Source organism: Streptomyces sp. NPDC046557 (assembly GCF_040645975.1).
Taxonomy (GTDB): Bacteria; Actinomycetota; Actinomycetes; order Streptomycetales; family Streptomycetaceae; genus Streptomyces.
Genome location: NZ_JBEYZH010000036.1, coordinates 18,373 through 29,107 on the forward strand (window position 1 = coordinate 18,373; position 10,735 = coordinate 29,107).

Genomic DNA, 10,735 nt, shown 5'->3' on the forward strand with positions numbered 1-10,735 from the left:
AGAGAGGGGCAGCGGGGAATGAGTGTGGTGGAGAGCTGGTCCCGCGTAATGAATCTCCTCCGAGAGCATGCGCCGGCCGATCACGCGGATCTGCCCGGCCCGGCCCCGGAGCGGATGCTCGCGGCCGCCGAGGAGCGCATGGGTGTCTCCTTGCCTCAGGAACTGCGGGCGTGGCTGCTGCAGAACAACCTGGATCTCCCCGAGGACGATGTGGATGACGACGTCGCCTGCTGCGGTTACGCCGGGTTCCCAGACGAGGCGAGCTTCTTTCTGGGCATCCGGGCGATGGAGAAGCTCTACGCCAACCATCCCTTGTCCGGTGGCGACGAATGGCGCGAGGAGTGGATCCCCTTCCTGTCGGATCAGGATGCCTGGACGGGGCGGTTCATCGATGTGACGGACGGACGTATCGGCAGATGGTTCGTGGGTGAGCCCACGACCACCGGCGTGCACCCGTCACTGGCCCACTACTTCGACTCCGTGGCGGAGGTGCTGACGAGGATCGGCACAGGGGACTATCCGCCCGGTTCTGTTGTCGATGGGCGACTTGTCTGGTTGTGAGGCCACGACGCAGTGAAACAGAAGTGCCCCCCGGAACCGAAGAACGGCCGGGGGGCACTTCTCATGGTCCGGTTACGGAGTGGGTGCGGTGAATCCGTCGAGGTCGACCCAGTAGCCGTCGTCCTCCATCAAGCGTTGTTCCTTGATGAAGGCGCCGAACGGCCGCATCGACTGGGTGTTCTGCCAGTTAGACATCGAGGACCGGCCACACGGCTCGTTCCACGTCGGTGCCGGGGTGTTCGGCCGCAGGTGGAGCGTCATGGTGTCGTCGGCGTTGCGCTTGACATAAGTCTGTATGCACTCCGCGCCGCTGTAACCGACGGGGTTCGGACCCGCCGAGTTTCCGGCGCTCTGCGCGGCGTTGGCGAACACGAACTCGTCACAGCTTCTCAAGTCGGTATGAGGCTTGCCCGACTCCAGGGACCACATGTCACTGAACAGACCGGTGCCGCTGTAGGGCTTCCACTTCCTGCCGCAGATGAGCTGACGGTTGAGATCCGCCTGGGTCTTTCCTGAGCCGTCGACGGCCATCTTGTTGCCCAGGTAGGTGAGCGACTTGCCGCTGCTGCGCTGACCCCACTTGATGTTGGTCTTGCGCCACATCATGTCGATGTGGGCCGCGGCCCCGGGGAACTTCTTGGAGTTCATGACATACGTCGGCTTGTAGCCCGAGAAAACACAGCCGGTACCCGCGCCGGAGACCTCGGTGTCGCAGCGGACGTCCAGCTTGGCACTCTCGAACTCGGACGGGTTCACGACCGAAGTGCTGTTGACCTTACCGCCGAGAGACAAGTACGGGGTGATCGAGTTCTTGGTGGTGCCGCTGGGCGTCCACTTGAACCGAGTAGTGACGGTCCGCAGGAGCGTATCGCCCTTGGCGAAGGTCTTCGACCCGTTCCAGTCGACGCTGGTGATGCCGCAGTAACCGCGGCACTTGGCCGCGTAGTCGAAGGTGGCGCTGTTCACCGAACCGTCCATCGACTTCAACCGAATAGTGGCGACCTGCGAGAACTCGCCAGTCTTCGGGTCGAGGTAGTACGTCATGTAGAGGTCGAAAGCCGCGCTTCCGACCGGGACGGAGTTCGAGTACTCCGTCATCGCGTAGTCGCTGTGGATACAGCCGGTGGTGCGCTTGCGGGTGAGGGAGTGGTTGACCGTCGAGCATGACGCGGTGCTCGTGGCGGCCATCGGCGCCGCCGTGGCGGTCTTCGCCGCGGAGAAGCGGCCGTCGGTGATGTCCTCCTCCGGCTCGACCGGCGCCGGATCCGGAGCGGTCGGGTTGGCCGTCATGTTGCCGGTCAGCGCCTGACCTTCGTACGTACCCGGGACGAACGCCACCGCGTCGAAGGCGATGTCTGCCGACCCGGCGCCACCGTTGAAGTTGTCGAGCCGCACCTCGGGGATCTGGTCACCGAATTCATAGGCGCCCAGTTCCACCCACTTGTTGGCCTGGTTCGCCGTCTGCGAGATCACCGCCTCCTCTTCCCCTTCGGGCGTCTGGATCCGGTACACAGCGTTGGTGGTCTGCGCCCCATGGTCAGGTATGTGCGCGAAGATCTTCGCCTGGCGCGTGGTGTTGGTCAGCGGAGCGTTCAGCTTCCACGTGCCGGTCACCTTCAGACGCTCGGCGTTGGCCGAGTCCGACTCGGGCGAGCGGCTGTGCGTGAACCAGAAGTGGTTGCCGTAGCCCGCACCGATCTGATGCGTGTCGATCTTCCCCGGATACGTCGTGACGGTGGTCGGGTTGTCCGTCCCGTCGTTGGTGAGATCCATCTGGGTGTCCCACGGGACGTAGCTCAAGACGAACGTTCCGTCCGACTTGACCGGTCCACAGCTTCTGGAGGCCGATCCCGCTGGCACAGTGCCGTTGGGAAGATCGTCGACGATGAGCGCGCCAGCCGGGAGGTCGGAGGTGCAGCGGGGCAGGTAAGAGGCGGCGTCTGGCTGTTCCGGGTATGTGGTGTTGAAGCGGTGTACGGCGTTGCCGCATTGCGGGAGGGTGCCGTCAGTGGTGACGCACTTCTTCCAGCTGGCCGACTGGTTCCACCAGCAGTGCAGCCAGTGCGGGTTAGTGGCCTTGTCACCGGCGTCCAGCGTGCAGGCACCGAGGCCGGGGTCGTTGGAGTCGTTGTCGCCGATCTTGCTGGGGTTGCATGAGTTCGTCGCGTTGCAGAACAGGTCGATCGGCGGCTTGGCCGTGGTGCGGAAGGCAACGCTGTTCCACCAGGCGGGCTTGAATCCGGCCTGGAAGTCACCGGGGGCGAACATGGCAGAGAGGGGACGGCCGGCCCAGCCGATCACCTTCTCCTCGTACGGCCAGTTCTGCGGCTGTGCGGCGTGGCTGTAGTCGTCGCCGCCGCCGGCCTTTTCCAGGAAGGGGAGACGGTTGGCCTTCCACATGGGGTTGGCCGGATTGTTGGTCCAGCCGACGCCCTTGTGGCCGGCCGAGTCGGCGGTGTCGTAGAAGCCGGAGTTGTAGGCCCACAGGGCGAAGAACCAGTTTTCGATCCACTGCGGGTGGCCGTTGTTGATCTTCATGCCGGCGCGGTTGGTCTGGTTCCACTTGTCGGAGAGGATCTGCGCGCCGTAGGCGATATTCGCGGTGTAGTCGAGCGCGACCGCTTCCTGGGTGAGGGTGCTGAGTGCGGTCTCACCTTCCTTGGTCTTGCCGGCCAGGCGCATGCCGTCGGTGGCCTGGGTGACGCCGTAGCCGCAGTCGGCCACGGACCAATTGACGCGCCACGGGTCAGCCTGCGTGCCGCTGGCCGAGTACTGCACACCGTAGTAGTTGCCGATGAGGCTGTTCGACGTCACACCGGGTACGGCGAAGCGGGCGGCCTGCCACATGTTCGACTCCTGCGCGGTGACGCCGAGCAGGATCTGGGCAGGAATATGCCACTTGTCGCTGGTGCCGTCCTCGGTGTCGAGTTTGCCGTTGGGGTCGCCGTCGAGGAGCTTCGGAGGGAACAAGCCCTGGGGCTGGTAGCCGCCCATGCCGGTGTTCTTCCAGCCGGCGGTGCGGTAGAAGTCGAGTTTTCCGACCACGGCCTGGTCCGCGGCCCACTCCACCTGTCGGGGCGTGGGCTGGAACGCCTGCTTCCTCGGATCATTGCGCGCGACCGCGCAGTACCGCTCGTCGGAGCCCTCGGAAGGGCCTTCGGGCGAGGAGAAGGTGGATGCCTGTGCGCCCTTGGCCGTTGAGGTGCCCTTGGTGCTCGTGGGCTGGGGTAGTGCCGGGGATGCGGTGATGCCGGTTTCGGCATTCTTGCCGGCGGCCGCGGGTGTGGCGTCGAGGGTGACCGACTTGCCGGTGGCCACCATGGTGAGCTGGGTGCGGGCGGCGCGGACGGCTTCGGCTTCCGTCGGGGTGATCAGGCTTGTCTTGCCGTCGGCCCAGGTTGTGGAAGTGGCGGCGTGGCCGAGGGTAGACATGCGCGCGCCCTTGGCCAGATTCCCGGGGTTGGCGACTCGGGCGGGCAGCTTGCCGTTGGTCTGCGCCTTGCCGGTGATGAAGACCTGACCCGATGACGTACCGGTGAGGTCCCACTCGCTCAGCGGGCCCGAGGCGACCGTGGCGGGAGCGGTGCGCCCGGCGCGGGTCTTGGCGGCGGTCAGGTGCTTGGCCCTGGCCTGCGGCTTCTTCGAGGCGTCCTTGTCCAGGTCGCGCTCTATGAACGTCACGCCGCCGTCACCGTCCGCAGTGAGCTGGAACGGGACGGTACTGGTTCGGGCGAGCTCGGTCTCCTGCTCGCCGTTGAGGCGGACGAGCTTGTTGCCGTGGGCGGCGACGATGCCGCTCTTCGTGGGGATCGCCGAGGTCACCTGCCCGGGAAGGACGACAGGGTCGGCCGCCTTGCCCGTGGTGGCGTCGATGCTGACCAGACGGGTCCGCTGCTCCTTGTCGCCGTCGTGGGTAAGCTGGGTGAAAACCGTCTGCTCGCCGTTGCCGCAGCCGGGGCTGAAGTAGGCGAGCGAAGCGGTGAAGGGCAGCTTGGTGACCTTGCCCGACGTCAGGTCGACGATGGCGGCGAACGCACCGCGGACCATCAGCTCGGGCTTGTTGGTGAACGTGCGCGGCGCGTAGGCGACGGCCGCGTACTTGCCCGACTCGGTCAGGCAGGCGTTGCCTATCCAGGAGTCGGCATCGAACCCGTCCTCGCGCAGAGTGGCGGCGGTCTTCCAGCCGTAGCCCTTTGCTTCGTCGGCGGTCAGGAGGTGAAAGCCCGTTCCGTCACCACTGGTGGTGAACGCGGTGTCCGCGGATTTCTCGTAGTCCTTGCCGAGTAAGCCGGCGCGGTCCTTCGCGGGGATCGCGGAGGGCTCCAGTGAGACCTTCTTCTGCTGCTGGGTGGTGTCGCTCCACCCCTGCGCCGCGCCCTTGGGCGGCTTTGGCTCCTCGGCCTGCGCGGGCAGGCTCAGCGGTATCGCCAGCGCGGTGGTCACCGCAAGGGTGACTGGCACGCGTAGACGGAAACGTATCTGTCTCAACTGTGTTCCTTCATGGTTACTTGACTGCCTTCGCAGCGGTAAGGACCTCGCCCATGCGCTTCTTGATGGCGGCAAGCTGGTCCTTGTTCTCCTCGATCAGCCGCTTCTGGACGGCCGACTCCTCCTTAAACCAGACCTCGATCAGACGGGTCTGCTCCTTGCAGTCGATGTCGTCCAGCGCGAGCTCGATCGCGTTCTTGGTGGTGCCGTCGCCGTCGGCATAGCCCTGCTCCATCGCCCGGTACGGATCGGCGACATTGCGACCCTTGTCCTTCATGCAGGCCGACCAGCTCTTGAGAGCCTCCTCGACCGGCTTCAGCGGCCGGGACTCGGAGAGGCTTGTCGAGGCGAGCCCGGAGACGAATCCCGCATCCTCCTCGTTCACCTTGAGCCACCGCTTCGACCAGCCGGCACAGCCGCCCTCGTGCAGCTTCTTTCCGTTGTGCTCGGCGCGCGCGGGCTCCGGGACCCCGCCGAAATGGCCGTCAGCGCCTTTGGTTCCCTTGGGCGGGGCGAACTCGGGCTTCTTCCTCCCGGTCAGGACCTCCACCTCGATGCCTGAAAGCCCCTCCTCGACGGATTCGAGGCTCCGGGTCAGCTCCTTCGGCAGCCCGTACCCGTACTTCTGTGCCTGTGCGCGGTCGCTGAGGCCGTAACGCCGCTCGATCGAGAGGGCGTTGCTGTAGGGCGGCGGGTTCGCGCCGGGACGCGGCAGGTCGATAGTCAGCCCGTACTCAGACATGCACCGCGTCTGCAGGGTGCGGAGCGCGGTGTCGACGGTGACCTGATCCGCGTAGGAGGGCAGGTAGGACTCAAGCGGTAGCTCCAGGCCCTTGACCAATCCGGAAGTGGGCACCTCAGCAGGCCAGTTGGCCCGGTCGATCGGGGTCCTGTCCTTCGCCGAGTCGGAGGCCGATCCGGACGAGGAGCAGGCACCGAGTGAGATTGTCGCGAGCATGACAGTAGTGGCGACGGTCGTTCGCCTGAGGACGTGCATGGGCTTTCCTTCTCTACGTAACGTGAAGTGGTCCACGTGCGTGGCGCGTGCCGGCCGCAGGCGACGAGGGCCGGCCGGCCAAGGTGACCTCGGTGCTGGTCAAGCCGGTGGCACAGGTTGTGCTGCCCGAACATCACCAGAAGTGACGCGTCGCTGGTCCTGAAGCCCGCCAATCGCGGTTGCGCGCACGGCGAATCTCCTCCCCTTGCTTCCCCCTGCAGGATCACCTCTTCAGAGAGTGATCCCGGGCCTTGCCCCCCTGAAAATCCGGCATGACTACCGACTCAAGGCCATCCGGCTGAATCTTGGCAGGTCTTCTCTTGAGTAGCAACGGCGAACGGATCGCAGCGAAGCCCCTGCTGACAGGGGCTCAGCCTATACACCAAGCAGCCCTGGCCTAGATAGTGGGTTGTTCCAGAATCCAAAGTAGAACTGATCGGTAAGCAACCACTATGTCCATTTTGCCGCGTTGTAGAGGTGGTCTAATGGAGGAAGTCGCCGCGAAAGAGCGCACCAGAATCTTTGCAGTTGCGCTTCATCTGTCAGCAACCGAATGGGCACAGCGTGGGCGACGACAAGGGTGCCATTACTTGGCAGATCGTCGGATCAGGGGTCGTTCACGGCGCCAGCAGCGACTGAGGGGCGAAGCCCTGACAGAATGCTTCTGATAAGTGATGCCCTGTCAGGTTAGTTATGTCCTGTTACATCCTGGCTTGCCTGAATCGCGTCCAGGTAGTCAGGTGGTTAAAGCCTAGACCACGGTTGTCACTTCGTCAGAGCTTCCGCGCCGCAGGAGTGGAATGAAGCCAAGGACACAACGGCTTTCGGCCTACCGTCGGTGGAACCTCCAGCAGATCTATCTCTAGGCTGCTGGGTTCGCTAGACTCCCGAAACAGGAGTGACCGCCTTGAGGGGCATGTCGGTTATGCGGCGCATGTAGCGTGGTTTGAGACGTCCGGGGTGGGGATTTCAGGGCGTGGGGGCTAGGTGTTTGTCCACCGTAATGACTATTCGCCGTGTCTTGCTTGCCACCTCGGTGCTTCAAGTGTCCGGGTTATCGCGAGAGATAGAGCCATGCTCGATTGATTCTTGCGGGATCCTCTGTGCCGATGGGACATGCATGGAGATGAGGTTGCATTGAGGAAATACTCTCGGCTTGTTGTCGGTGCCGCGACGATAGGAGTCTTGGCGGCGTGCGGAACCGCGACGAATGGGCAGTCGTCGGTTTCGGCCGACGTGGCGGCACCTCCGCGGATGTCTCTGAATTCCATACCTGCGGCGCCGACCAAGGGATTGACGAAGGGTATGACCCTTCCGCTTGATGGATACTCCAGCACTCCCCGCGAGCAGTACGCGTGGCAGGTCGCAACACAGGACCAGTGGCGGGCCTGCATGGCCCGCTATGGTTTCAAGAACTTCGGTCCCCCGGAGCCGTCGCTCGAGGTGGCTGTCGGTGCTGCGGATTCCGGCATGGGGCGCCGATATGGACTCTCTGATCTAGAGGCCGCGAAAAAGCGCGGCTATCATCTGCCGGAGACGCCGGAGCCGTCGCGCTGGGAACCCGCAAAGGGGGCTGAGGAAGCCGTTTTCACCGGGACGGGGCCAGAAGTGGCCGGCGGTACCTATAAGGGCAAGAAGATCTCCGATGGCGGCTGCCGCGGAGAAGTCAAGCGCCAGCTCCCCATGCCTCAAACGCCGATCGTCGCAGAGGCAGAGAGCCGCGCCTTCCTGGCGGCGAAAGACGACGCGTCTGTCAAGGAAAAAATCGCGCAATGGTCTGGCTGCATGAAGAAACGCGGCTTCGACATCAAGTCGCCCATCGATGACGTAGCGCCTCTCGGCATAGATATAAAGTCCAAGACGCCGAGCGCCCGTGAAATTGAACTCGCCGTCGCTGACGTCGAATGCAAGGGTGAGACGCAGCTCGTTGATTTCTGGTACAAGAATGAAGAATCAAAGCAGAAGCAGGAGATTTCGAAGGGTACCGCAGCTCTCGCAAGAGAGCGAGACAGTAAAAACAGCGTAGTCAATAAGGCTGCACAGACATACGGGGCGCAGGGCTAACAAATGATTTCGAGACTCCTGCGAACATCGTTCGCTGCGCTCTTTGCCTTCTCGGCCGTACTCTTCGTGGCTCCCAATAGTGCACAAGCTGCGACATCGTACTCTGCTGACGAGTGCACCTCTGCCAACAATAGCTATTGCTTCGCGATGTACTACGACAGCCGCGGCGAGCAGACGTGGTACTCGACGAGTTCATGCTTTGTGACGAACAGAAGCATACCGGACCATTCTGGATACTCGCCCAATGGTGCGATATTCGTGCGCTTCGTTTTCAGCACCGGTTTGATGTCCAACCTCTACAACACCTGTCGGGGTGCTTCAGGTTCTGACCTGACGCTTAAAAATGCGTCAGCTTCGGCATCGAATGGCGAATGTTCCGCAACCTATCGAGTGTATTACAATTCGGGTTATGTCGGCCTGTTCCAGACGTTCCTCCCGAGCTGCGGCGACTACTGGCCGGCGGAAAATATGATGCCAGATATGAAAAATGAAAACGCATCAAGCCTGCGGTACTGAGTGCGCGGTCTGATTCGGGGAGACCGGCTAAATCTGAAACAAGCGGATTCAGGACAATTGTAGCCTCAGGTGTGCGGCTGTGGAGCTTTGTTTCCGTGGAAGAGACGAGCGAAGCTCATTTGATGAACCTCTTTCATCCTGTCTCGGTGCGGTGAACGGGCTGATCAGTGAGCTTTTTCCAACCTGACCGCGATGCCAGGCTGTTGGGGGTTCAAGGGCTGTACACAACGACGAAGCTCCTGGTAGACGGGGTTCTCGACCAAGATCACCCGTGTCTGCCAGGAGCTTCGCGTGCTTGTCTACCCGTCCTCGATCGATCTGTCCAGCAGCACCCTGCGGCATCTGACGCGACAGCTCACCGCGAGGCGGCGGGAGCTCGGTACACGGTGGCGGCGACTGCCCGCCGGCCGCCAGGCCCTGCTCGTCCTGGCCCATCTGCGGTGCGGTGACACCTATGCCCAGCTCGCCGCGGGGTTCGGAATCGGTATCGCGACCGTCTACCGGTACATACGTGAGGCGATCGAAGTCCTGTGCGTCCTCGCACCGTCCCTGGACGAGGCGATGGAGACGGCCCGGACGAAGGCGTTCGTGATCCTGGACGGCACCCTGCTGCCGATCGACCGGATCGCCGTCGACACGCCGTACTACTCGGGGAAGCACAAACGGCACGGCATGAACGTGCAGGTCCTCACCGATCCGTTCGGCCGACTGCTCTGGGCCTCGGCGACTCTGCCAGGCTCCACCCATGACCTGACGGCCGCCCGAAGCCACGGGATCGTCGACGCGCTCGCCGCCGCGGGACTGAAATGCTGGGCGGACAACGCCTACCAAGGCGCCGGTCGGCACATCCGAGTCCCCTTCCGGGGCCGCCGGCTGAAGCGATGGAAGCGACGTCACAACAGAAGCCACGCCAAGATCCGGTGCGTCGGCGAGCAGGCCATGGCCGTCCTGAAGGGCTGGCGCCTCCTGCGGAAGCTCCGCTGCAGCACCAACCGGATCACCGACATCGTCAAGGCCGTACTCGTCCTTCACCACGCCTCGACATGAGGTTGGAAAAGGCTCAGTGCCTCAGATGCTGCGCATGCCTGGGAAAGATGTACTGCCTCCCGGGCCTGGACGGGACTTCGTTGCGGAGCTGCGAGTCCACTTTAGGGAAGCCGGACGTCCCACCCTGGCCGAGATCGCTGCTGCTACCGGGCGCTTGGGCAAGGTGAAGAAGGTGAGTCGGGAGACCGTTCGACGGCTGCTGCACGGCGAAGTGGTCAGCAAGTGGGCCACGGTGGACACCGTTCTTCGCGCGCTCTGCTTGCTGGGAGGACAGGACCCCGACCGTCCCCGTTGGGCCGAACCGGAGGACCGTTTCGATCCGCACGACCCGTCCACGTGCCGGGAGTACCTGCGCCGCCTTTGGAATGACGCCATCGACGGGATCGATCCCGAAGAGGCCGTACCACCCCCGCCGGGAAAGCCGGCCCCCGAAGTACCGGCCCCGCGCCCTGCAGATGACCCCTGGGCGAGCAGTGCCGCGCCAGCTGCTGGCAGGTGGGGGAGCACCAACCCAGAACCTGCACGCACCCAGGGCTACTCCGACGAACCACCCTTCTGACGCCAGCGCCCACCTCCATTCCAGAGAGAATCCGGAACCAATACTGAAGCACTCTGGGTCCGGCCCATCTCCCGCATGCTTCAGGCTGCTCGGCACCCGGCTGACAGGAACCGGCATACGAACGGCAGCTAACTCGGCGTTCAGCCTCCTCCTGGCCAGCCCCGGCAACTCCGCAGCCCAGGAGCCGACCGAGGCACACATCAAGCCCCGTTGCCAGCCGCCCGCGGAGCGGGCTGGGCCTGGAGGCGTAGCCGGAAGGACCGGGCGGGGGAGCGGAGCGGACCCGCCCAACGGGCCGAAGGCCCGGACCCCGTGAAACAGGGTCACCCAAGCCTGCGAAGCAGGCAGTTCAGGGTGGAGCGCAGCGGAACCCTGAACAGTCCGGAGCGCAGCGCAGGACTCCGGCCCGAAGGGCCGGCCATGGCTCCCGGGGGTGGTCGGCGGGCAGGAGATGGACTCCGACGGCGCGACGCAGCTTCTCGTCCATCGCACGCCAGCTGCTG

Annotated in this window: 6 protein-coding genes; 4 read left to right on the forward strand and 2 right to left on the reverse strand. The window is 63.9% G+C overall.

Annotated features, from left to right (window positions below):
- The first annotated feature begins 18 nt into the window (after window positions 1–18).
- A complete protein-coding gene (locus tag ABZ934_RS31590; protein ID WP_361319700.1) occupies window positions 19–561 on the forward strand; it encodes an SMI1/KNR4 family protein in 543 nt (180 codons plus the stop codon).
- A 72-nt stretch (window positions 562–633) separates the two neighbouring features.
- Here the strand turns inward: ABZ934_RS31590 and ABZ934_RS31595 are convergent, their stop codons facing one another.
- Both ABZ934_RS31595 and ABZ934_RS31600 read right to left on the reverse strand, forming a co-directional pair.
- The gene (locus tag ABZ934_RS31595) at window positions 634–5,022 is read right to left on the reverse strand and encodes a hypothetical protein (protein ID WP_361319703.1); all 4,389 of its coding nucleotides are present in this window, start codon (window positions 5,020–5,022) and stop codon (window positions 634–636) included.
- Between the two features lie 43 nt (window positions 5,023–5,065).
- The gene (locus ABZ934_RS31600) at window positions 5,066–6,046 is read right to left on the reverse strand and encodes a hypothetical protein (RefSeq protein WP_361319706.1); all 981 of its coding nucleotides are present in this window, start codon (window positions 6,044–6,046) and stop codon (window positions 5,066–5,068) included.
- A 1,305-nt stretch (window positions 6,047–7,351) separates the two neighbouring features.
- Between ABZ934_RS31600 and ABZ934_RS31605 the strand changes: the two genes are divergently transcribed.
- The 3 genes from ABZ934_RS31605 to ABZ934_RS31615 all read left to right on the forward strand — a co-directional run bounded on the left by ABZ934_RS31605 (window position 7,352) and on the right by ABZ934_RS31615 (window position 9,673).
- Entirely contained in the window at window positions 7,352–8,110 is a 759-nt protein-coding gene (locus ABZ934_RS31605) for a hypothetical protein (protein ID WP_361319709.1), read from the forward strand.
- A 147-nt stretch (window positions 8,111–8,257) separates the two neighbouring features.
- On the forward strand, window positions 8,258–8,626 hold the full coding sequence (locus tag ABZ934_RS31610) for a hypothetical protein (protein WP_361319712.1): 369 nt from the start codon (window positions 8,258–8,260) through the stop codon (window positions 8,624–8,626).
- Between the two features lie 291 nt (window positions 8,627–8,917).
- Window positions 8,918–9,673: a transposase family protein gene (locus tag ABZ934_RS31615; protein WP_361319715.1), complete on the forward strand. Its 756-nt coding sequence runs from the start codon at window positions 8,918–8,920 to the stop codon at window positions 9,671–9,673.
- The last annotated feature ends 1,062 nt before the right edge of the window (window positions 9,674–10,735 follow it).